The following is a 22,053-nucleotide window of genomic DNA, read 5'->3' on the forward strand; positions in this document are numbered from 1 at the left end:
GAATCACGCATGAGCTTGCCACCCAATCTGGGGCCCCGTAACGGCATCCTGTCCCTGACCATCAAGGACAAATCCGTGCTCTATGCCGCCTACATGCCCTTCATCAAGAATGGCGGCCTGTTCATTCCCACGAACAAGAGCTACAAGCTCGGCGATGAAGTGTTCATGCTGCTCAACCTGATGGACGAGCCGGAAAAGATCCCGGTCGCCGGCAAGGTGGTGTGGATCACTCCGAAGGGCGCCCAGGGCAACCGCGCTGCAGGCGTGGGCGTACAGTTCAACGAGGGTGACAACACCGCCCGCAACAAGATCGAGACCTACCTGGCAGGCGCCCTCAAGTCCGATCGCCCCACCCATACGATGTAACGACGGCAAGCAGGTGGTCACGGATGATCGGCAGGCCTCGCTGTCTGCCTGATCCCGTGCGTCGCCACGCTTGCCGCTCGAGGCTCTGATTTATGCTCATAGATTCCCACTGCCACCTCGATCGTCTCGACCTGGCCGCCCGCGGCGGTTCGCTGGACGAAGCCCTGGCAGCCGCCCGCGCTCGTGGTGTCGGCCACTTCCTGTGCATTGGCGTGAGTGCCGATAACGCTGCCACCGTACGCGAATTGGCGCAGCGCTACGCCGACGTCGACTGCTCCGTCGGCATCCATCCGCTCGATCTCGAGCCAGGCAGCGCACCGGCGTTGGACTGGCTGCTCACCGAGCTGGACCACCCAGGGGTGGTCGCCATCGGTGAAACCGGCCTGGACTATCACTACGAACCGGAAGCGGCTGAGCTGCAGCAGGAGGCTTTCCGCCTGCACCTGCAAGCCGCTCAGATCACCGGCAAACCGGTGATCGTGCATACCCGCGAGGCCCGTGCCGACACCCTGGCGCTTCTGCGCGAGGCGGCGCTGCCCCAGGGCGGCGTGCTGCACTGTTTTACCGAGGACTGGGAGATGGCCAGGGCGGCCCTGGATATCGGCTTCTACATTTCGCTGTCCGGTATCGTCACCTTCCGCAATGCCGATGCGTTGCGCGAAGTCGCCCGTCAGGTGCCCGCCGATCGCCTGCTGGTGGAGACCGATTCCCCTTATCTGGCGCCCATTCCCCATCGTGGCAAGCCAAACCTGCCGGAGTACGTGCGTGATGTCGCCGAGTACCTGGCGGTGTTGCGTGGTGTCAGTTACGAAGAGCTGGCGCGGCAGACGGGGGAGAACTTCAAGCGCCTGTTCCCGCTGGCCCGGGTGGCCTGAGTCGTCGCCACCGGGATCGCGCGCAAAAAAAACCCGGTTTCGCGCAGAAGCCGGGTCAAGACCTTTAGGAGTCAAGCGAAGTGCGCGGTCCTCGGCACTCCGGCCGCTGCGACACTTGGGGGGGTATGTCGCACCGGTATCTGAAGTATTGGCCATGTGCGGCAGACGTCCATCCCCGCCTTTAAACGGATTTGGAATACTTTTCCCGCTGCTGAGTGCTTATTCGCTGGCAAGCTGACGCAGCAGCTTCAGGGTGTGCTCGATGATCCGCGGCTCGGTGTAGAAGTGCGGCGACAAGCGGATACCCCCACCGCGCTGAGCGCAGATGATCTGTTCGCGCTTGAGACGTTCGTGCAACGCGCGATTATCCCAGCCATCCATGGCGAAAGTCAGGATGCCGGCGCGCTTTTCGCGCTCGACGATGCTGCGCATCTGCACCCCCGGGATGTCCCGCAGGCCGTCGAGCAGCCACTGCACGCGCTCGTGCACCGCCTGCTCGACGTGTGCCATGCCGACCTCCTCGAGCAGCGAAAGGCTCGCTTCCAGCGCCATGGCGCCGAGCATGTTGGGGCTGCCGCATTCGAAGCGTCTGGCGCTGCGGGCCGGCTGCCAGTCGTCACGGTCGTAGTCGCCAGCGTGCTCGAGCATGTGCCAGCCGTATTCGTGCAGGGTCAACTGCTCGCGCAGGTCCTGACGGCAATAGAACACGCCCAGGCCTTCAGGGCCGAGCAACCACTTGTGGCCGTCGGCCATGGCAAAGGCGCAGCCACTGCTTTGCACATCCATGCTCATGGCACCCAGCTGCTGGATGGCATCGACGCAGAGCAGAACGCCGCGCTGCCTGCAGCCGGCTCCCAGGCGATCGAGGTCCAGGCGCAAACCGCTGGCGTATTGCACCGCACTGATGGCCATCAGGCGGGTGCGCGGCGTACAGGCGGCGAGCAGGGCGCTTTCGGCATCGCCGTCCTGCAGGTCGACCTGGACGACTTCAACGCCCTGCGGGCGCAGCGCTTCCCAGACGATGCGGTTGGATGGGAACTCCTCGGTGCTGATGATGACCTGGTCACCGTCGCGCCAGTCCAGACCGAAGGCCACGAACGACAGGGCTTCCGAGGTGTTCTTGAGCAGCGCGATGTCGGCTCGCGAGGGGGCGTTGAGCAGGCGCGCCAGGCGCTCGCGCAGGCGCCGTTCTGTTTCCAGCCATTGCGGATAATCACGGGCGCCGGTGGTGATGTTCTCCCGGGCGAAGCGTTCTACGGCCCGTGCGGTGCGTGCCGGCCAGGGGGCGACCGCAGCGTGGTTCAGGTAGTAGAGATCGTCCGGTTGGGGAAACTCGTCGATGATGGCATTCATGAGCGCGTGATCCGTGCAATTTGGCGTTAGTTAGGCATAATACCGGACTTGAATTACGACCTTGTCATTTCCTTATGCAGAAAGAACCCCGCAAGATCCGTGAGTTTCGCCGCCGCGAGCAGGAGATTCTCGACATTGCTCTGAAACTCTTCCTCGAGCAGGGCGAGGACAGCGTGACCGTGGAGATGATTGCCGACGCCGTGGGTATCGGCAAAGGCACCATCTACAAGCATTTCAAGTCGAAGGCGGAGATCTACCTGCGGCTGATGCTCGACTACGAGCGTGATCTGAACGAGTTGCTGCATTCGTCCGATATCGACCGTGACAAGGAAGCGCTGTCGCGGGCCTATTTCGAATTCCGCATGCGCGACCCGCAACGCTACCGGCTGTTCGATCGCCTGGAAGAGAAGGTGGTCAAGGGCAATCAGGTACCTGAGCTGGTGGAGCAGCTGCACAGCATCCGCGCCTCCAACTTCGAGCGCCTCACCCAGTTGATTAAGGGGCGTATCGCCGAGGGCAAGCTCGAAGACGTACCCCCGTACTTCCACTATTGCGCTGCCTGGGCACTGGTGCATGGGGCCGTGGCGCTCTATCACTCGCCGTTCTGGAGCAATGTGCTGGAAGATCAGGAAGGCTTCTTCCAGTTCCTGATGGATATCGGCGTGCGCATGGGCAACAAGCGCAAGCGAGACAGCGAGACGCCTCCCGCCTGACCCCTCCGGCCGATTCGGGCGACGAGTGAGCCGACTGGCGCGAAACCTGCTTGGAGCAGTCATTCGCCGGTTTTCCGTCGCCGGTCTCGGGAGAGTTCACATGCGTAATCTGTTCGCCCTGGCCCTATTGCTGAGCCTCGCTGGCTGCATGAATGTCAGCGACATGGCCGATGGCGCCACCTACCACCTGCGTGATGCTGGCGTGCTGGATCACAGCAAGGTGCGGCGCTCGGCGTCCTGGCGGCTGCAGGGTGACTCGTTCATCTACATCGCTCAGGGCCACTTCGCGCCAAGTGGCAAGCACGCCTATCCGCGGCCCAATGTGGTGGCCGAGGAAGCGTTCCGCGGTTTCGTCGAATACTTTCCCATGGTACGTCGCGCCAAGGCGCCTGTCGGCCTGGATGAGGCGCTGGGCGAAGCCCGCGCCGCCGGTGCCCACTATCTGCTCTACACCCGTTTCGCCTATGCCGATGACCGCATCGGCACCATGGAGGAGTGGGAAGATCAGGAGGCCTTCGATCGCCTCGGTACCGACCGCAGCGTGCTGCAGTTGATGCTGATCGAAACCAACACCCGCTATCTGGTGGACACCGCGCGAATTCACAGTCGTGGCGGATTCCTGACGTTCTACGACGCCAGGCCCGAAGACCTGATCCGGGCGCCGCTCGAGGATTATGCGCGTACACTGCTCGGATTCAGTCGTTGAGGGCACTGCCGCCTGGTGCTCCTCGGAGCGTGAGGAAGGGTAATGAGTGAACGCGACAAGGCCGGCGATCTGCTGGCGCAGATTCCGCCAGCAGGCAGCAAGGGCATGCCGCCGGTGCATCTGTGGAATCCCGATTTCTGCGGCGATATCGATATGCGTATCGCCCGCGACGGCTCATGGTTCTACATGGGTACGCCCATCGGTCGGCCAGCCATGGTGCGGCTGTTCTCGACGATCATTCGCCGTGATGGCGACGACTACTTTCTGGTCACGCCGGTAGAGAAGGTCGGCATCAAGGTCGATGACGCGCCTTTCGTGGCAATCTCCCTGCAGGTGACGGGGCAGGGTGAAGGGCAGGTGCTGCGCTTCGTCAGCAATGTCGGCGACGAGGTCGAGGCGGGTGATGAGCATCCGTTGCGGGTCGAGCTGGACGCGCAGACTCAGGAACCATCGCCCTACGTGCACGTGCGCGCCAACCTGGACGCGCTGATCCATCGCAACGTTTTCTACCAGTTGGTCGAGTTGGCGCAAACCCGTGAAATCGACGGCCAGCCATGGCTGGGCGTGTGGAGTGGTGGCGTGTTCTTTCCCATCGGGCCGCTGGAATAGGGCCCATGAAAAAGGCTCCCGTGGGAGCCTTTCAATAGTCAGGATTTGTGCACGATCTAGCGAGCTAGAGCCCTGCAAGGCAAAAACAGGCGAGGAAGCGGAGTTTACGAGTTGTAAATGAGCATTCCGAGCCTGTTTTAAACGCCGCAGGGCCGACGCGCAGCAGATTGTGCGCAGATCCTTACATGTTGGGGTAGTTAGGCCCACCCGTCCCTTCCGGCGCCACCCAGGTGATGTTCTGGGCCGGGTCCTTGATGTCGCAGGTCTTGCAGTGCACGCAGTTCTGCGCGTTGATCTGGAAGCGCTTGCTGCCATCGTCGTTGGCGACCACTTCGTACACGCCGGCCGGGCAGTAGCGCTGCGCCGGTTCGTCGTACAGCGGCAGGTTCTTGTCGATCGGAATGCTCGGGTCGGCCAGCTTGAGGTGGCAGGGCTGCTCCTCTTCGTGGTTGGTGTTGGACAGAAACACCGAGCTCAGTTTGTCGAAGCTGAGCTTGCCGTCCGGTTTCGGGTAGTCGATCTTCTTGCTCTGGGCCGCAGGCTTGAGGCAGGCGTAGTCCGGCTTGTCGTCGTGCAGGGTGAAGGGCAGCTTGCCGCCGAACAGGTTCTGGTCGACCCAGTTGATGCCGCCACCGACCACGGCGCCGTACTTGTGGATCGCCGCGCCGAAGTTGCGGCTGCGGAACAGTTCGTCGTACAGCCAGCTGGCCTTGAAGGCGTCGACATAGTTGCCCAGCTCGTCGCCACCCTGACGGCCAGCGGCCAGGGCCTCGGCGATGGCCTCGGCAGCCAGCATGCCGGATTTCATGGCGGTGTGGCTGCCCTTGATCTTGGCGAAGTTGAGGGTGCCGAGGTCGCAGCCGATCAGGGCGCCACCTGGGAATACCATCTTTGGCAGCGAGTTCAGGCCGCCCTTGGCAATGGCGCGGGCGCCGTAGGCGACACGCTTGCCGCCTTCCAGGTATTGCTTGAATACCGGGTGGTGCTTGAGGCGCTGGAACTCGTCGAACGGCGACAGGTGTGGGTTCGCGTAGGACAGGTCGATGATCAGGCCGACCACCACCTGGTTGTTTTCCAGGTGATAGAGGAAGGAGCCGCCGGTGTTCTCGGTGCCCATGATGTCCATCGGCCAGCCGGCTGTGTGCACCACCAGGCCTTGCTGGTGCTTGCTCGGGTCGATGTCCCAGATTTCCTTGATACCGATGCCGTAGTGCTGGGCGTCGGCTTCGCTGTCGAGGTTGTACTTCTTGATCAGTTGCTTGCCAAGGTGGCCACGGCAGCCTTCGGCGAACAGCGTGTACTTGGCGCGCAGTTCCATGCCGGGGGTGTAATAGCCTTCCTTGGGGTTGCCTTCGCGGTCGACGCCCAGGTCGCCGGTGACGATGCCGCGAACCACACCGCTTTCATCGATCAGCGCTTCCTGAGCGGCGAAGCCCGGGTAGATTTCCACGCCGAGATTCTCCGCCTGCTGGGCCAGCCAGCGGCACAGATTGCCGAGGGAGATGATATAGTTGCCTTCGTTGTGCATGGTCTTGGGCACGAAGAAGCCCGGAACCTTGACGGAGCTGTCGGCATCTTTCAGCACGTAGATGTCGTCGCCTTTGACCGGCGTATTCAGCGGCGCGCCCAGTTCCTTCCAGTCGGGGAACAGTTCGTCCAGGGCGCGTGGCTCGAAGACCGCGCCGGAAAGGATGTGGGCACCCACTTCGGAGCCTTTCTCGACCACGCAGACGCTGATTTCCTGGCCAGCCTCGGCGGCCTTCTGCTTCAGACGGCAAGCGGCGGACAGGCCGGCAGGGCCAGCGCCGACGATGACGACGTCGAACTCCATAAATTCGCGTTCCACGGGCTATCTCCTCATCAAGGCTCTCTAATTTTTCATGGCGAGCCAGCAACCTTCCCAAGGCACGCTCGCGCAGTATATAGCCAGCCTCGATTAGGGCCAATACAAACGTTTGTTTGAATTTTCTGTAGGCCTGCTAGAATCGAGCTACAACACGAATGGCTCGCAGCCAGGGCGTATTGACCGAGCCAGGTGTGACGGTCAAGATACGGGCGGTTTTGCGCTCGCCGCCTGAGCTATGGTGTCTGCTTGTCTGCATCACCCGCATGCTCGCTTCTGGCGACATTCCTATTCACCGGAGAGTAACGAGGAATCCATGAAGGTTCTTGTAGCTGTCAAACGAGTGGTCGATTACAACGTCAAGGTTCGCGTCAAACCGGACAACAGTGGCGTCGATCTTGCCAACGTCAAGATGTCGATGAACCCTTTCTGCGAAATCGCCGTTGAAGAGGCCGTGCGCCTGAAAGAGAAGGGCGTCGCCAGTGAAATCGTGGTCGTCTCCATCGGCCCTGCCCAGGCGCAGGAACAACTGCGTACCGCACTGGCACTGGGCGCCGATCGCGCCGTGCTGGTCGAGTCGGCCGAAGAGCTGAACTCCCTGGCGGTCGCCAAGCTGCTCAAGGCAGTGGTCGACAAGGAGCAGCCGCAGCTTGTCATCCTCGGCAAGCAGGCCATCGACAGCGACAACAACCAGACCGGCCAGATGCTGGCTGCGCTGACCGGCTACGCCCAGGGTACCTTCGCCTCCAAGGTGGAAGTCAGCGGCGACAAGGTCAACGTCACCCGTGAGATCGACGGCGGTCTGCAAACCGTTGCGCTGAACCTGCCGGCCATCGTCACCACCGACCTGCGCCTGAACGAGCCGCGTTACGCCTCGCTGCCGAACATCATGAAGGCCAAGAAAAAGCCGCTGGAAACCCTGACCCCTGACGCGCTGGGCGTTTCCACTGCCTCCACCGTCAAGACCATCAAGGTCGAAGCGCCAGCTGCACGCGGTGCGGGTATCAAGGTCAAGTCGGTTGCCGAACTGGTCGAGAAACTGAAAACCGAAGCGAAGGTGATCTAAATGACTATCCTGGTTATCGCTGAACACACCAATTCCGCGCTGGCACCAGCGACCCTCAACACCGTCGCTGCCGCACAGGCCATCGGTGGTGACATCCACGTACTGGTCGCCGGCCAGGGCGTTGGCGCTGCCGCTGAAGCGGCTGCCAAGATCGCTGGCGTCGCCAAGGTGCTGGTTGCCGACAATGCCGCATTCGCTCATCAGTTGCCGGAAAACGTCGCGCCGCTGGTTGCCGAGCTCGGCAAGGCCTACAGCCACGTCCTGGCTGCCGCCACCAGCAACGGCAAGAACATCCTGCCGCGCGTCGCTGCACAGCTGGACGTCGACCAGATCTCCGAGATCGTCTCCGTGGAGAGCCCGGACACTTTCAAGCGTCCGATCTACGCCGGTAACGCCATCGCTACCGTGCAATCCTCCGCAGCCGTGAAGGTGATCACCGTGCGTGCCACCGGTTTCGACGCCGTGGCGGCCGAAGGCGGTTCCGCTGCCATCGAGAACGTTTCGGCGGGCGGCGATGCCGGCAAGTCGGCGTTCGTCGGTGAGGAGCTGGCCAAGTCCGATCGTCCGGAACTGACCGCTGCCAAGATCGTGGTCTCCGGTGGCCGCGGCATGCAGAACGGCGACAACTTCAAGCACCTGTACACCCTGGCCGACAAGCTCGGCGCAGCGGTCGGTGCTTCCCGTGCCGCGGTCGACGCCGGTTTCGTGCCGAACGACATGCAGGTCGGCCAGACCGGCAAGATCGTCGCCCCGCAGTTGTACATCGCGGTGGGCATCAGCGGTGCCATCCAGCACCTGGCTGGCATGAAGGACTCCAAGGTGATCGTCGCGATCAACAAGGACGAAGAAGCACCGATCTTCCAGGTTGCCGACTATGGCCTGGTCGCCGATCTGTTCGAAGCCGTCCCGGAGCTGGAAAAGCTGGTCTGATCCAGCTGTTTCAGCACCCAGAGAACCCGCTCATTCGAGCGGGTTTTTTATTGCCTGCCAGCCCTCGGGCAAGGGCGGCTTCGGCGGTGACGCCAAGGTGCAGGAGCAGGCTGCGCATGGGCGGGGACAGCGCCTGCCAGTAACCGAAGCAGAGGCACAACTGACGGCGTGCCCAGTCATCGCTCAGGGATACCGTCCGCAATCCGTGGCGGCGCCGGTAGCGGCTGGCGGTGGTCAGCGGGACGATGCCCAGGCCGACACCATGGGCGACCATCTGGCACAGGCCCTCGAAGGTTTTCAGGCGAATGCGCAGGGTCAGCTCACCGCCAGCCGAGCGGGCGTGATCGAGGATGTGGTCCTGCAAGGCATTACCTGCTGCCAGGCCGACGAAGGGCTCGTCGAGCACATCGGCCAGTTGCAGCGTGGTCTGGTCTGCCAGGCGGTGCTCGGTGGGCATGATCAGAACCAGATGATCCTTCGCCACAGGCTGCATGTGCAGGCCCTGGGCCTCGACGGCGTCGGACACGATACCGGCTTCGGCCAGGCCGCTGCCGATGAGCCCGACGATCTCGGCGCTGGTGCGCTCCTTGAGTTCGAGGTGCAGCCCTGGGCGCTGGGCCAACCAGGGAGCGAGTCGGGGAGGGAGGAAGTCGGTCAGCGCCGCGGTATTGGCATACAGATGCAGTGTGCCCCGCGCGCCGTTGGCGAAGTCACGCAACTCGTCCTGAAGCAGCGACTGCTGGTCGAGGATCAGGCGGCCATGGTGCGCCAGAGCTTCACCTGCTTCGGTCGGCGCTACGCCCCGCGGCAGGCGCAGTAGCAGCGGCACACCTGCATCGCGCTCGAGGTTGCGCAGCCGCTCGCTGGCCGAGGCCAGGGCAAGGTTCGCCAGGGTTGCACCGCGGGTGATGCTGCCCGCCTCCAGCACGCACAGGAAGAGGCGCAGGTCGGCCAGATCCGGTCGCATGTCAGCGCTCCTCAGCCTTCGGAAAAACCAGAGGATACGATGAAAGATCCTGATTGTGCGAAAGCGCTCTGACAGGCCAAATGGGCGCATGAACGAATCCTTGTCCCTGTTGCTACCGCTGATGTTGATCTTCCTCGTGGCCGGAGTGGTCAAGGGCGTGACGGGCATGGGCCTGCCCACGGTTGCCATGGGCCTGCTGGTGACCTTCATGTCGCCAGCGGCGGCTGCGGCCCTGCTGGTCATCCCCTCGCTGGTCAGCAACCTCTGGCAGAGCCTGGCGGGCCCGGCGACGGTGAGTCTGTTGCGCCGCCTGTGGCCGATGGCGCTGGGTATCCTGCTGGGCACCCTGAGCAGTACGGCACTGCTGGTGCGGGTCGATCCATCCTGGTCTGCCTTCGGGCTGGGGTGCGCGCTGCTGGCCTACGCCAGCTATGCCCTGGTGTCTCCGGCCGTCTCGGTACCCGCGCGATGGGAGCGAACGCTGTCGCCGCTGGTGGGGATCGTCACTGGGCTGATCACCGGGGGCACCGGGGTTTTCGTGATGCCCGCGGTTCCCTATCTGCAGGCGCTGCGCCTGAGCAAGGACGAACTGGTGCAGGCGCTAGGCCTGTCCTTCACGGTGTCGACCCTGGCGCTGGCGGGCGGTTTGCTGTTGCAGGGAGCCTTTCGCGTCGACCAGTTGGGTGTGTCTTCGCTGGCGGTCATCCCGGCGCTGCTGGGGATGTGGCTGGGGCAGTCGATTCGTGCGCGCCTGAGTCCAAGGCATTTCCGTCTGTGCTTCCTGTGGTTTCTGCTGATTCTGGGGCTCGAGCTGATCTCGCGGCCTTTCTTCTGACGGCAGGAGACGATCCATTCGCTGTCTCGCCGGAACAGGCTGGTTACGCGTCCGGCTACTGTTTCGTGGCCGTGGCCTGTGCCCCATGGGTACCGACGAATTGCAGGTACTGGGCCGCGGTTTCTTCGGGGCGCTCGAGCATCGGCGCGTGACCGCAGCCCTTCATGATCACTACGCTCGGGTCTGCCAGCAGCGGCTTCATCACCTCGATGCTGGATACGTCCAGAATGCGATCCTGATCGCCCCAGAGCAGCAGCGTGGGGGCGCTGATTCGTGGCAGTTCGGGCTCGAGGGGCAGGTAGCGTTGGCGCAGGTGGTCGAAAACCACGCGCTGATGGGCGCTGTCGTCGACGGCACGTTGCGCCAGGTACTGATGGATGCGCTCCGGCAACTGGGGCGGGGCGACGAACAGCCAGTCGAGGAGCTGATCGAACTGCAGCGTGCTTTCCACCACAAGGGGGTTGTCGCCGCGCTCCTCCAGACCTCGAAAGAAGTCGCTACGCCGTGGCGCATCGATGCCGGCATTGGCCATCAGGGCCAGGCTGGTGACCTGCTCCGGGTAGCGGGCCGCATAGAGCGCTGCGATATGCCCGCCCATGGAGTGGCCAACCAGATGCAGGCGTCTTATCGACAGTGCATCGACAAAGGCTGCCAGGCGCTCGGCCTGGGTGCCGACATCGTAGCTGCCGTGCGGCCGGCCACTGTCGCCGAAGCCGGGCAGGTCCACGGCAATCACGTGATAGCGCTCGGTTAGATCCCGGGCGAACCACAGCCAGGTGCTCTTGTCGGCACCGAAACCGTGAACCAGCAGCACGGTCTCGGCACCTTGCGGGCCACCTTCGTAATAACTGACGTTCAGGTCGTTGACGCTGACGCTGCGCTCGTGCAGCCCGGCGCGCCACTGCTCGATGGATTGATAGGCCGTCAATTGCGCCGCGGGCGACAGGTAGAGCACCGCGCCTGCGGCGAGGGCGATGACGACGAATACGGCGAGAATCATTTTCTTCATGCGGCGTTTATCGCTGAATATCGAAGGAGTATGAGCTAGCATGTCACGAATCTTGTGCCGGTGGCTGTCCGGCCGATATCTGAATCGAGAGAGTGCCAATGGGTGAGCGAGGTTTGATCAGGTCAGCTGTGCTGTTGCTTGCCGGCTCGCTGCTGGCCGGTGGTGCGCAGGCTGCCGGCAAATGCGAGCGACTGGTCGCGACCGGCAACCCCGAGTACCCGCCTTACCTGTGGCGTGACCCGCAGAACCCGGGGCAACTGATCGGTGCCACCGTCGACCTGCTCAAGGCGGTTTCCGAGGAGCTCGGTGTCGGCATCGAGGTGGTCTACGCGGGGCCGTGGTCGAGGGCGCAGGAGGATGTGCGAACCGGGCGTATCGACATGCTCGCCGGCGCCTTCCTGACCGTATCACGGCTGGAAAGCATGGACTTCGTTCACCCAGCTTTCCTGTCGACGCCGAGCGTGGTCTGGGTGCGCAAGGGCAGCGATTTCCCGTATGCCGGCTGGGCCGATCTGCAGGGGCGTACCGGTGACACGCTGGTCAACAACAGCTTCGGGCAGACGTTCGACACCTATGCCAAGGACAACCTGACCCTCGAAGGGGTTTCCAGCCTGACCCAGGCGTTCCAGAAACTGTTGCTGGGGCGTACCGACTACGTGCTCTACGAGCGCTATCCGGGGCAGGCGCTGGCTTCGACCCTGGGCCTGCAGGACGATCTGCAGGTGCTCGATCCGCCGGTTTCCAGCGAGGGGCTGCACCTGGCGCTGTCGCACAACTCGGCGTGCAACGACCCCTGGCTGCGCGGACAGCTGGCCAGAAAAATGACAGAATTCACCGCCGCTGGCGTGCCGCAAACCCTTCTGCAACGCAACTTGCAGCGCTGGAAGGAACAACAGCCGCAACCCGCTGCCAGTAGTGTTCCGAATCAGTAGGACGTACCTGTGATCTATCGATATACCGGCGCCGCGCTGGCGCTGCTGTTGCTTCAAGGCTGTGCCACCGACCCTGCACCTTCGGAGCAGATGCGCCTCACCGAACAGGTGATCGAGCAGGCTCGCACCGTGGCTGCCGGCGAAACCGTCGCCGAGCTCACCCAGGCCGAGGACAAGCTTGCCCGGGCGCGTTCGGCCATGGACGAGGAGGCGTACCGCACTGCTCGTGTCCAGGCCGAACAGGCCGAGCTGGATGCGCGCCTGGCCGAGGCACGGGTGCTGACGCTGCGCAGCCAGGCGCAATTGACCGAGCTGAACCGCCATATCAAGCGGCTTCGCGATCAGTTGGGAGCCATGCCATGAGCCTGTCGCGGATGAGTGCCGTGGCGCTGGTTGGCGCCGTTCTGAGCGGTTGCGCCGGTTTCGATGACCAGCACAGCGCTGCGCTCGACGCTGCCCGTAGCAGCTTCCAGTCGGTCAGGGAGGATCCTCAGGTGCTGCGTAGCGCGCCCAAGGATGTCATTCGTGCCGGCGAGTCTCTTGGGCGTGCCGAGCGCTTGTCCGGCTATTGGGGCAGCGGTGACGACGTCGCCCATTACGCCTACCTGAGCCAGCGCTACAGCGAGATTGCCCGTGAGCATGCGCAGCTCGCTCTGGATCAGGAGCGTGCTGCACGCCTGGAGCTCGAGCGTCAGCGGCTGCAACTGGCGCTGCGTGAAGCCAAGCTGACCAGCGTGCAGGAGCAGAATGCCTGGCTCGAAGAGCAGATCGTCAGCCTGGCCACTGCGCAGACCGACCGCGGTCTGGTGATGACCCTCGGCGACGTGCTGTTCGACGCGGGCGAAGCGCACCTCAAGACCAGCGCCAATCGCACCGTGTTGAAGCTCGTGCAGTTTCTGCAGCTGAACCCGCGCCGCGTGCTGCGCATAGAGGGTTACACCGACAGCAGCGGCAAGCGCGAGGAAAATCTGCAGCTGTCTCGGGATCGCGCGCAGACCGTCGCCGATGCGCTGATCGATCTGGGCATCGATGCCGGGCGCATCGAGGTGCAAGGCTTTGGCGAGAGCTTCCCGGTGGCTGAAAACGCTTCGGCCAAGGGCAAGGCGCAGAACCGTCGCGTCGAGATCGTGTTCTCCGATGAGCAGGGGCGGCTGGGCGCGACTCGCTAGAGACCATGGCGCAGGAACAACCCCGCTACTGGCTGCCAGTGCGGGGTTTTTCATGACCGTCTGCGCTGGCTTCTACCCTCGGGTCGTCATCAGCGGCCTGGAAAGATCATTCCCGAACCAAGCGGCTGTATCGTCGAGATATTTCAGGGCTGTACCGGTACAGAAACATTCAGTTGGAGTACTGTTATGGTTCAGTCCCGGGATGAAGCGGCCATGACCAATCTGTTGCTCTATCAGCGTATCGCTCAGCAGCTGGCGGATGATATCCGTCGTGGCGTCTATCAGCCCGGTGAGCGGGTGCCATCGGTGCGCAAGCTCAGCGCCCAGCTCAGCGTCAGCCATGCCACGGTGCTGCAGGCCTATGCCAATCTGGAAGACCTGGGCCTGATTCGGGCACGTCCGCAGTCCGGCTTCTACGTGCACCAGACGCCTGCGCTGACTGCCGATACACCGGATATCGCGCGGGTCGAACGGCCCGGCCTGGTGACGCGCAGCAGCATCATCAATCAGGTGCTTGGCGAAGCGCGCAGAGAAGGTGTGTTTCCCCTCGGTGCGGCGGTGCCTCATGTCGACTACCTGCCGGTTCGCGCCCTGCATCAGCAGCTTGCCAAGGTCACTCGCTTCCAGAGCCCGCGCGCCTTCAGTTACATGTTCAGCCCCGGTTTCGAACCGCTGCGCCGCCAGGTGGCGATCCGCATGCGCGATGCCGGTGTGCTGGTCGATCCCTCCGAGGTGGTGATCACCCACGGTTGCGTGGACGCCCTGCAGATGTCCCTGCGGGTGCTGACGCGCCCCGGCGACCTGATCGCCACCGAGTCGCCGACCTATTACGGTTTGCTGCAACTGGCCGATCTGCTCGGGCTCAAGGTCATCGAGATTCCCAGTGATCCCACCACCGGGATCAGCGTCGAGGCCCTGCAACTGGCTGCCAGCCAGTGGCCGATCAAGGCGCTGGTGCTTACTGCGCGCCTGAGCAACCCGCTGGGTGGCACCATTCCCGAGGCTCGGCAGAAACAGCTGCTGCGCCTGGCCAGCGACTTCGATATCCAGATCGTCGAGGACGACATCTACGGCGAACTGATGTTCGAACAGGGGCGCACCAAGGCGCTCAAGGCCGGGGATCTGGAAGGGCGTGTGGTGTATTGCTCGAGCTTTTCCAAAACCCTGTCGCCTGGGGTGCGCATCGGCTGGATCATTGCCGGCAAGTATCAGGACGAAATCCAGCGGCTGCAGATGTTCACCACCCATTCGGCCTGCAGCGTCACCCAGATGGCGGTGGCCGCTTACCTGGAAAATGGCGGCTACGACCGTCATCTCCGGCACATCCGTCAGGAATACCGCAAGAACCTGAGTGCCTTCCAGCTGGCGGTGCAACAGTATTTCCCCGAGGGTACGCAGATTACCCGGCCCAATGGCGGCTTCATTCTCTGGGTCAGTCTGCCGGCGCGGGTCAACACCAAGGATCTGCACGTCAGCGCCTTGCAGCAGGGTATCAGCATCGCCCCGGGGCTGATCTTCAGCAACACCGAGCAGTTCAACCACTGCGTGCGCCTCAACTGCGGGATCCCCTGGAACCGCGAAGCGGAGCGCGCCCTGATGACCCTCGGCATGCTGGCCAGCCAGCTCTGTCAGGAGGCAGCCGCCAGCAGCTTCTAGCGTTAACCCGAATCAGGTCAGCCGTGCGTCTACTGGATCAGAGCGACTCTTTCGATCCAGGAGATGCACCATGAAAATGATTGCCCAGCCTCTGTTGTGCGGCCTTGCCAGCGGTGTCGTGCTGTCGCTGACGGCCTGCACGGCCAGCCATGAAGATGCCAGCGAGGCGCCGCGCAGCGAGCCGCCAACTGTCAGTGAAGTGGCATCGATCCAGCAGCAGGTTCGTCCCGCACCGATGATGACGCGCATGGCAGCGCCACTGGCCGCTGATCAGGCTCATGCGTCGGTCGCCGAGGCCAGCGGCGAGCAGTACCAGCGTCTGGCCGCCAATCCCGTGCAATCCGTCGCCGAGGCGCCGGTATCCACCTTCAGCATCGACGTGGATACCGGCAGCTACGCCAACGTGCGGCGCTTCCTGAACGAGGGGCGGCTGCCACCGGCCGAGGCGGTGCGCCTCGAGGAACTGGTCAATTACTTTCCCTATGCCTATCCGATGCCCAGAGGTGCCGCACCGTTCGGGGTCGGCAGCGAGCTGGCGGTGACGCCCTGGAACCCGCAGAGCCGCTTGCTGCGCATCGCCGTCAAGGCGTCCGACCTGCAAGTCGCCGAGTTGCCGGCCGCCAACCTGGTGTTCCTGGTCGATGTATCCGGTTCGATGGATCGCCCCGAGGGCCTGCCGCTGGTGCAGAGCACCCTTAAACTGCTGGTCGATCAATTAAGGGCCCAGGATCGCGTCTCGCTGGTGGTCTATGCCGGTGACTCCAGCGTGGTGCTGGAGCCAACGTCCGGCTCGCGCAAGGCGGCTATCCGCGCAGCCATCGAGCAGTTGCGGGCCGGCGGTTCGACGGCGGGGGAGTCGGGCATTCAGCTCGCCTACCAACAGGCGCAGAAGGGCTTCATCGAAGGCGGCATCAATCGCATCCTGCTGGCCACCGATGGTGACTTCAATGTCGGCATCAGCGACTTCGAGAGCCTCAAGGCGCTCGCTGTCGACAAGCGCAGGAGCGGTATCTCGCTGACCACCCTGGGGTTCGGTACGGGCAACTACAACGAGCGGCTCATGGAGCAGCTGGCCGATGCTGGCGATGGCAACTACGCCTACATCGACAACCTGCGCGAGGCGCGCAAGGTGCTGGTCGAACAGCTCAGCTCGACCCTGGCCACGGTCGCCCGGGATGTGAAGGTTCAGGTCGAATTCAACCCGGCTCGAGTCAGCGAGTACCGTCTGCTCGGTTACGAGAACCGCGCGCTGAAGCGTGAAGACTTCAGCAACGACAAGGTCGATGCCGGCGACATCGGTGCCGGGCACAGCGTGACAGCGCTGTACGAGATCGTGCCGGTCGGCAACGAGGGCTGGCTGGAGCCGCTGCGCTATCGGCAGGCGGCGCAAGCGAGCTCGGGCGACAGCGAGCTGGCCTGGCTGCGCATCCGTTACAAGACGCCCGAGCAGAATCACAGCCGCCTGCTGGAAACGGCCATCGAGGCGCCTGTGTCCTACACGCCAATCAGCAAGGCCAGTGAGGACCTGCGTTTCGCGGCCTCCGTGGCAGCCTTCGCCCAGCAACTGAGCGGGGGCAGCTACACCGGGAACTTCGACTGGGCCGCTACGGCGGCGCTGGCGCGGGGCAGTCGTGGCGACGATCCGTTCGGTCTGCGCAACGAGTTCGTGCAACTGGTGGAACTGGCGCAAAGCCTGCAAACTGGCGATTCCCGTGCTACCGGAGTCGACTGAGTGTGACCGCCAATCCCCCAACCGCCGTAGAGCCTGGCGATGCTGAGTTGTTGCGCCGCTACCGGGGCGGCGATGCCGCGTCGTTCACGCAGCTTTACGAGCGGCACCGCCTCGGTCTGTTTCGATTTCTGCTTGGTTTGTGCGGCGATCACGCGGTCGCCGAAGAGGTATTCCAGGACACCTGGATGAGCCTGATCCGCAGCGAGTCCCTGCAGCGCGAGGTGGCAGTGCTGTTCAAGACCTGGCTCTACCAGATCGCCCGCAACCGCCTGATCGACCACTGGCGCAAGCATGGCAAGCGTCAGCAGCACGAGGACGTGTTCGACGAGCACCTGCATGATCAGCCCAGCGGCGATCCCGATCCTGAGCGGCAACTGAGCCTCAGCCAGGATCAGGCGCGGATCCAGGCTGCACTCGATGACCTGCCCGCGGAGCAGCGCGAGGTCTTTCTGTTGCGCGCCCACGCCGACCTGGAATTGCACGAGATTGCCGAGCTGACCCACACGCCGGCAGAAACGGTTAAAAGTCGCCTGCGCTATGCGATGCAGAAACTGCGTCGCCTGCTCAGCGTGGCCGAAGAGGTATCTCCATGAACGATCACCGGCACGATTTCGAGGGTGACGAGGACCTGCTGCGGCACGTGCGCCAGTACGATCGCCAGCGGCCGTCGTCGGCACTCGATGCCCGTATTCTGGCTGCCGCCGCCGAGGCCGCAAGAGCACACGAGCCACAGGCGCAAAGCGCCTGGCAGCGTTTGTTGGGCTGGTTGGCTGGCGCATCGGGGCGCGGGCGCTGGTCGGCAGCCTTCGGGTGCCTGGCGTTGCTCGGGCTGGGGCTTGGTCTGAGCCTGAAAACGCTCGAGCAGGCTCCACCTGCCTATGATGCGCCGCCCACGGTGATGCAGCGTCAGGCCCCGGCGCCGATGGCGTTGCAGGCACCGCCAAGCCCCGCCTCGAGCTCGGTGATGGGCGAAGCGGCCGAGGCGCCGAAGATCGTCGCGCGTATGACGGCCAAGATGGCGCCACTGCCGGGCAATGTGTCGAGCGCGCTGCGTGAGATCGCCGATCTGCGGGCGCGCGGCGAAGGGGGGGAGGCCGAGCAGCGGGCGGCACGCCTGAAAGAGCAGTACCCCGATCTGGACGTCGAGGCCGAGCTGTTGCGTTTGCCGCAACCATGACGCATCGATGGGCATCGACAGGCGGTGCTGCCATTCGGCAGCCCGGCTGGCGTTATTCTTCAGGCGTTTTAGAATGAGTCTTTAACCGCAACTGCGTGAACTGCCGCGATGACCTCGATGCGTTTCCTATTGCCGATATTTTTTGCCGTGCTTCTGAGCGCCTGTGGTTCCGATGACCAGGGCGGGGAGACGCCGCGCAAGAACAGTGAGCCGGCGGTCGCCGCCAGCCAGACCCCGAACAAGCCAGCCGAGCCCGCCGAGCAGCCGGCCAAGGCTGCACCCGAAGAGGCGGCGCCAGCGGTGCAGGCGCCGGCCGCAGATGCAGCAGACGAAGCCAAGCGTGCTGCGCCCGCCAAAAAGGCGGCAGAGCGAGCCAAGACCGAGAAAAAACCGCAGAAGGTCGTGCAGGCGGCGCCGCCCAAGACCAAGCTCGATTTGAGCCTGCCGAAGGAACTGGCTGCCCAGCTCGATGCTGAAAACCGTGCGGCGGATGACGGTATCGCGCCAATCCTGCCGGCTTTTTTCGAAGAGAAGAAACCCTCGCTCAACCCTTTCCAGCTGAGTGGCAGGTTGCTCACCGGAGAGGCGGGTACCGAGTTTTCCAATTCGGTGGAGGGTGCCGAGCTGCATTTCGAGTTCCGCCGTTAGGCAGGGCTGCACGAGCAAAATCGCCCAGCGTACCGGTTTCCGGCCGTGGCGGTCAGCTGATACGCAGCGGGTAGCTCAGCAGCGTGAAGTGCAGCAGGTTGACCAGGCCATGCAACGCGATGGCCACGCTCAGCCGGCCGGTCAGGTGAAACACCACGCCGTAGCCGAGCCCGGCGACGGTCGCCACCACGGCGAACCAGGGGCTGAAGGGAATATGTGCAGCGCCGAACAGCAGGGAGGCGCAGAGAATCCCCGGCCAGGTACCCAGCCATTCGACCAGACGTCTCTGCAGCAGGCCGCGAAACAGCAACTCCTCTGCCAATACGGCCACGCCGAGGTTGATGATCAGCCAGGGCAAGAGCATGTCGGGCCACTTCGGCTGCCAGCCCACCACGCCCAGCGACAATGCCAGACCGGGGACCGCCAGCAGCGTCACCGCATACACCGGCACGGCCAGCATCGGCTTGTCGCCGTGTCGCGAGGGCTGGCCGAGCCACCAGGCGAGCAGGGTGCAACCCACCAGCAGTTTGTCCCACGAAAGGCGCAGCAGGTAGGGCGGCGCGTCACTGCTGATCCGCTCGGGCTCGCCCAGGACCCAGGGGGCGAAGCCGGGCAGCAGGTGCGCGGCCAGCAACAGGCTGGCAATCATCACCAGGCTGTCCCGGATCCTCGCAGGCAGGTGGTTGGGGGCAAGTACCAGGGCGATGAACAGGCAGGCGACTGACAGCCCCACAGGCTCGATGAAGCCCAGGGTCACGCCGGTGGCGAGGGGGCAAAGCGGCAATAGCAGTCGAAGAGATAAGGGCATTGCGCCTCCTGAGCGGAGACGCAGTTTACAGCGCTCGAATGGGATCAGCGATCCTGAGCGTCCTTGGCATCCTGCTCGACGTTGCGCTCGTGGATGCGTTTCAGTTGCTCGTCGCTGAGTGGCAGTTTCTTCGCCGTATCACGCAGCATGAACAGGCCACCGACGATGGAGCCGATCGCCACAATCAGGATCAACCAGGCATACCAGGGCATGTGCGACTCCTTCTATGGATAGGTGAGCCTCGGTGTCGATCGGCTCTGTACAGAAGACCGTCTGTCGGTTGTCTTCGTTCAGGTTAAAGCAGCTTCAGGCGGGCTGATGACGGTGAATCAATGTGGCCTGACCCACCGTTGCCTCTAACGCGCTAGCGGCGGACCTGTTTCAGCGTCTCGGCAATCATGAACGCCAGTTCCAGAGACTGATCGGCGTTCATCCGCGGGTCGCAATGGGTGTGATAACGGTCCGACAGACCGGCTTCGGTGATCGGCTTGGCACCGCCGATGCACTCGGTGACGTCCTGGCCGGTCATCTCGATATGGATGCCGCCGGCATAGCTGCCTTCGGCATGGTGCACGGCGAAAAACTGACGAACCTCAGCGAGAATCTGCGCGAAGTCGCGGGTCTTGTAGCCGCTCGATGCCTTGATGGTGTTGCCGTGCATCGGGTCGCTGCTCCACAGTACCTGGCGGCCCTCGCGCTGCACGGTGCGGATCAGGCGTGGCAGGCCGGCTTCGACCTTGTCGGCGCCCATGCGTACGATCAGGTTGAGGCGACCTGGGTCGTTGTCCGGGTTGAGGATGTCGATCAGGCGGATCAGGTCCTCGTCGGTCATGCTCGGGCCAACCTTGACGCCGATGGGGTTACCCACGCCGCGCAGGAATTCGACATGGGCGCCGTCCACCTGGCGGGTGCGATCGCCGATCCACAGCATGTGTGCCGAGCAGTCGTAGAAGCCGCCAGTCAGGCTGTCGCGGCGTACGAAGGCTTCTTCGTAGTTGAGTAGCAGGGCTTCGTGGGCGGTGAAGAAGCTGGTTTCGCGAACCTGCGCCGCGCCGTCCATGCCGCAGGCGCGCATGAACGCCAGGGTCTCGTCGATGCGATCGGCCAGCTGGTGATACTTCTGAGCCAGTGCCGAGTTGGCGATGAAGTCCAGGTTCCACTGGTGGACCTGATGAAGGTCGGCGAAGCCGCCCTGGGCGAAGGCGCGCAACAGGTTCAGTGAGGCAGTGGACTGGTGATAGGCCTGCAGCAGGCGCTGAGGGTCGGGAGCACGGCTGACCGGATCGAAGCCGATGCCGTTGACGATATCGCCACGGTAGGCGGGCAGGGTGACGCCGTCGATGGTTTCGTCATTGGCCGAACGCGGCTTAGCGAACTGGCCGGCCATGCGCCCGACTTTGACCACCGGGCAGCCAGCTGCGAACGTCATGACGATGGCCATCTGCAGCAGCACCTTGAAGGTGTCGCGGATCTTCGCCGCACTGAACTCGGCGAAGCTCTCCGCGCAATCGCCGCCCTGCAGCAGGAACGCCCGGCCCTGGGTCACCTCGGCGAACTGCTTGCGCAGTTCCCGCGCCTCGCCGGCGAACACCAGCGGCGGGAAGCTGGCCAGGGTCTGCTCGACCTTGCTCAGTTGCGCGGCATCCGGGTAGACAGGTTGTTGCTGGATGGCTTTGCCTCTCCAGCTATCGGGGCTCCAGGGCTGACTCATGGCGGCATCTCTTGTTGGTGATCGGCCATGGTAACCGATCGCCGGGTGTGCCAAGGCGCGCTGAGGCTATCGTCAGGCATTTATCGCGTGACCTGAGTGCGCGCGATCATCGACAATCGATGCCAGCCCGGCCTGAGCCGGGGAACGCGATGGTGGAGAATCTGCGTATGCCTGGCTTGCCTCCGGTGGAGGAAATGAAGGACGAGGTCGTGCTGGCCGAGGTGCACGACGCCTTTGGCGTTATCCGCGTGGTGGAAATCGGAGAATACCGCTTTCTCGAGTTCGGCGAGTCGATCGAGCAGAGCTGTGTGTTCACTGCCGATCCAAGCTGGCTGGAGTACGACTACACCCGCGCCATGTTCGCTGGCGCGCTGTGCCACGAGGCACCGGAGACTGCGTTGTTCCTTGGCCTGGGGGCCGGCAACCTGACCCAGGCGTGCCTGAAGTTCCTGCCGCTCGACGATGTCGAAACCATCGAGCTGCGCCCCGATGTGCCACGCCTGGCCATGGAATACCTGGGATTGGAGGACGACCCGCGCCTGACCATGCGCATCGGTGATGCCATGGAGCTGCTGCCCAGTGCGGAGAGTGCCGACCTGATCTTCGTCGATCTCTATACCGACACCGGTCCGGGTGTCGGTCATCTGGCCTGGCGCTTTCTCGATGACTGCCGCGCCAAGCTCAACCCGGGCGGCTGGTTGATCATCAACCAGTGGGCCGGTGACGACGGCAAGCCGCTGGGTGCTGCGCTGCTGCGTGGCCTCTATCACCGGCATTATTGGGAGTGCCCGGTGATCGAGGGCAATGTGGTGGTGCTGGTGCCCGCCGAGCTGGACCAGCAATTCGACCGCGAGGCAGTGAGCCGCCGCGCCGAAGCCTTGCAGGCGCGCCTGGGTTATTCGCTGCAGCCATTGATCGACGCCGTGCGCATGGCCAGCTGAATCAGGA

Annotated in this window: 24 protein-coding genes; 17 read left to right on the forward strand and 7 right to left on the reverse strand. The window is 63.6% G+C overall.

The features are described from left to right. Window positions 1-9 precede the first annotated feature (9 nt). Entirely contained in the window at window positions 10-366 is a 357-nt protein-coding gene (locus QRN22_RS25415) for a PilZ domain-containing protein (protein ID WP_042556691.1), read from the forward strand. A gap of 92 nt (window positions 367-458) precedes the next feature. Further along, the gene (locus QRN22_RS25420; protein ID WP_042556690.1) at window positions 459-1,241 is read left to right on the forward strand and encodes a TatD family hydrolase; all 783 of its coding nucleotides are present in this window, start codon (window positions 459-461) and stop codon (window positions 1,239-1,241) included. Window positions 1,242-1,460: 219 nt separating this feature from the next. Here QRN22_RS25420 and QRN22_RS25425 read toward each other — a convergent pair whose 3' ends face one another. After that, window positions 1,461-2,594: an aminotransferase class V-fold PLP-dependent enzyme gene (locus QRN22_RS25425; protein WP_042556689.1), complete on the reverse strand. Its 1,134-nt coding sequence runs from the start codon at window positions 2,592-2,594 to the stop codon at window positions 1,461-1,463. Window positions 2,595-2,668: 74 nt separating this feature from the next. Here QRN22_RS25425 and QRN22_RS25430 point away from each other — a divergent pair, with 74 nt between their 5' ends. The 3 genes from QRN22_RS25430 to QRN22_RS25440 all read left to right on the forward strand — a co-directional run bounded on the left by QRN22_RS25430 (window position 2,669) and on the right by QRN22_RS25440 (window position 4,622). Then, window positions 2,669-3,307, forward strand: a complete 639-nt coding sequence (locus QRN22_RS25430) for a TetR/AcrR family transcriptional regulator (protein ID WP_027906448.1) — start codon at window positions 2,669-2,671, stop codon at window positions 3,305-3,307. 100 nt (window positions 3,308-3,407) lie between these two features. Beyond that, complete coding sequence (locus tag QRN22_RS25435; RefSeq protein WP_042556688.1) at window positions 3,408-4,013, forward strand: DUF4823 domain-containing protein; 606 nt, start codon at window positions 3,408-3,410, stop codon at window positions 4,011-4,013. 42 nt (window positions 4,014-4,055) lie between these two features. Then, window positions 4,056-4,622: a DUF1285 domain-containing protein gene (locus QRN22_RS25440; RefSeq protein WP_042556687.1), complete on the forward strand. Its 567-nt coding sequence runs from the start codon at window positions 4,056-4,058 to the stop codon at window positions 4,620-4,622. A 181-nt stretch (window positions 4,623-4,803) separates the two neighbouring features. Here QRN22_RS25440 and QRN22_RS25445 read toward each other — a convergent pair whose 3' ends face one another. Beyond that, window positions 4,804-6,468 (reverse strand): electron transfer flavoprotein-ubiquinone oxidoreductase, encoded by a 1,665-nt coding sequence (locus QRN22_RS25445; protein ID WP_042556686.1) that lies wholly within the window; start codon window positions 6,466-6,468, stop codon window positions 4,804-4,806. Window positions 6,469-6,781: 313 nt separating this feature from the next. Here QRN22_RS25445 and QRN22_RS25450 point away from each other — a divergent pair, with 313 nt between their 5' ends. Both QRN22_RS25450 and QRN22_RS25455 read left to right on the forward strand, forming a co-directional pair. Beyond that, window positions 6,782-7,531 carry an electron transfer flavoprotein subunit beta/FixA family protein gene (locus QRN22_RS25450; protein WP_042556685.1) on the forward strand — a complete coding sequence of 250 codons (750 nt, stop codon included), beginning with the start codon at window positions 6,782-6,784 and terminating at the stop codon, window positions 7,529-7,531. Beyond that, window positions 7,532-8,461 carry an electron transfer flavoprotein subunit alpha/FixB family protein gene (locus tag QRN22_RS25455; protein WP_042556684.1) on the forward strand — a complete coding sequence of 310 codons (930 nt, stop codon included), beginning with the start codon at window positions 7,532-7,534 and terminating at the stop codon, window positions 8,459-8,461. A 10-nt stretch (window positions 8,462-8,471) separates the two neighbouring features. On the opposite strand, the gene QRN22_RS25460 is transcribed toward QRN22_RS25455, so the two are convergent. Next, window positions 8,472-9,428: a LysR family transcriptional regulator gene (locus QRN22_RS25460; protein ID WP_042556683.1), complete on the reverse strand. Its 957-nt coding sequence runs from the start codon at window positions 9,426-9,428 to the stop codon at window positions 8,472-8,474. 88 nt (window positions 9,429-9,516) lie between these two features. Here QRN22_RS25460 and QRN22_RS25465 point away from each other — a divergent pair, with 88 nt between their 5' ends. Then, on the forward strand, window positions 9,517-10,263 hold the full coding sequence (locus QRN22_RS25465) for a sulfite exporter TauE/SafE family protein (RefSeq protein ID WP_042556682.1): 747 nt from the start codon (window positions 9,517-9,519) through the stop codon (window positions 10,261-10,263). Between the two features lie 55 nt (window positions 10,264-10,318). On the opposite strand, the gene QRN22_RS25470 is transcribed toward QRN22_RS25465, so the two are convergent. Next, window positions 10,319-11,272: an alpha/beta fold hydrolase gene (locus QRN22_RS25470; protein WP_042556681.1), complete on the reverse strand. Its 954-nt coding sequence runs from the start codon at window positions 11,270-11,272 to the stop codon at window positions 10,319-10,321. Between the two features lie 98 nt (window positions 11,273-11,370). On the opposite strand from QRN22_RS25470, the gene QRN22_RS25475 reads away from it, so the two are divergent. From QRN22_RS25475 to QRN22_RS25510, 8 genes are all read left to right on the forward strand, one after another. Continuing rightward, complete coding sequence (locus QRN22_RS25475) at window positions 11,371-12,204, forward strand: substrate-binding periplasmic protein (protein ID WP_042556680.1); 834 nt, start codon at window positions 11,371-11,373, stop codon at window positions 12,202-12,204. Between the two features lie 90 nt (window positions 12,205-12,294). Beyond that, window positions 12,295-12,567, forward strand: coding sequence for a DUF4398 domain-containing protein (locus tag QRN22_RS25480; RefSeq protein WP_179540036.1), 273 nt, complete (start codon window positions 12,295-12,297; stop codon window positions 12,565-12,567). Then, window positions 12,564-13,373 (forward strand): OmpA family protein, encoded by an 810-nt coding sequence (locus QRN22_RS25485; protein ID WP_042556678.1) that lies wholly within the window; start codon window positions 12,564-12,566, stop codon window positions 13,371-13,373. The genes QRN22_RS25480 and QRN22_RS25485 overlap by 4 nt, the downstream gene beginning before the upstream one ends. 213 nt (window positions 13,374-13,586) lie before the next feature. Further along, on the forward strand, window positions 13,587-15,029 hold the full coding sequence (locus tag QRN22_RS25490; RefSeq protein WP_042556721.1) for an aminotransferase-like domain-containing protein: 1,443 nt from the start codon (window positions 13,587-13,589) through the stop codon (window positions 15,027-15,029). A 70-nt stretch (window positions 15,030-15,099) separates the two neighbouring features. Further along, the gene (locus tag QRN22_RS25495) at window positions 15,100-16,761 is read left to right on the forward strand and encodes a vWA domain-containing protein (protein WP_042556677.1); all 1,662 of its coding nucleotides are present in this window, start codon (window positions 15,100-15,102) and stop codon (window positions 16,759-16,761) included. A 2-nt stretch (window positions 16,762-16,763) separates the two neighbouring features. After that, the gene (locus QRN22_RS25500; protein ID WP_042556676.1) at window positions 16,764-17,354 is read left to right on the forward strand and encodes an RNA polymerase sigma factor; all 591 of its coding nucleotides are present in this window, start codon (window positions 16,764-16,766) and stop codon (window positions 17,352-17,354) included. Beyond that, window positions 17,351-17,938 (forward strand): hypothetical protein, encoded by a 588-nt coding sequence (locus QRN22_RS25505; protein ID WP_042556675.1) that lies wholly within the window; start codon window positions 17,351-17,353, stop codon window positions 17,936-17,938. The genes QRN22_RS25500 and QRN22_RS25505 overlap by 4 nt, the downstream gene beginning before the upstream one ends. A gap of 117 nt (window positions 17,939-18,055) precedes the next feature. Then, window positions 18,056-18,586 carry a hypothetical protein gene (locus QRN22_RS25510; protein ID WP_156152821.1) on the forward strand — a complete coding sequence of 177 codons (531 nt, stop codon included), beginning with the start codon at window positions 18,056-18,058 and terminating at the stop codon, window positions 18,584-18,586. Between the two features lie 52 nt (window positions 18,587-18,638). On the opposite strand, the gene QRN22_RS25515 is transcribed toward QRN22_RS25510, so the two are convergent. The 3 genes from QRN22_RS25515 to QRN22_RS25525 form a co-directional block, all read right to left on the reverse strand. Further along, a complete protein-coding gene (locus QRN22_RS25515) occupies window positions 18,639-19,394 on the reverse strand; it encodes a CPBP family intramembrane glutamic endopeptidase (RefSeq protein ID WP_042556674.1) in 756 nt (251 codons plus the stop codon). 44 nt (window positions 19,395-19,438) lie between these two features. Then, window positions 19,439-19,606, reverse strand: a complete 168-nt coding sequence (locus tag QRN22_RS25520; RefSeq protein ID WP_082045928.1) for a DUF2897 family protein — start codon at window positions 19,604-19,606, stop codon at window positions 19,439-19,441. 152 nt (window positions 19,607-19,758) lie between these two features. Next, complete coding sequence (locus QRN22_RS25525; RefSeq protein WP_042556673.1) at window positions 19,759-21,105, reverse strand: class II 3-deoxy-7-phosphoheptulonate synthase; 1,347 nt, start codon at window positions 21,103-21,105, stop codon at window positions 19,759-19,761. Window positions 21,106-21,272: 167 nt separating this feature from the next. On the opposite strand from QRN22_RS25525, the gene QRN22_RS25530 reads away from it, so the two are divergent. Continuing rightward, the gene (locus QRN22_RS25530; RefSeq protein ID WP_156152820.1) at window positions 21,273-22,046 is read left to right on the forward strand and encodes a spermidine synthase; all 774 of its coding nucleotides are present in this window, start codon (window positions 21,273-21,275) and stop codon (window positions 22,044-22,046) included. The last annotated feature ends 7 nt before the right edge of the window (window positions 22,047-22,053 follow it).

It is taken from the genome of Pseudomonas sp. MEJ086, from assembly GCF_030209025.1.
In the GTDB taxonomy this organism is placed as follows: Bacteria; Pseudomonadota; Gammaproteobacteria; order Pseudomonadales; family Pseudomonadaceae; genus Aquipseudomonas; species Aquipseudomonas fulva_A.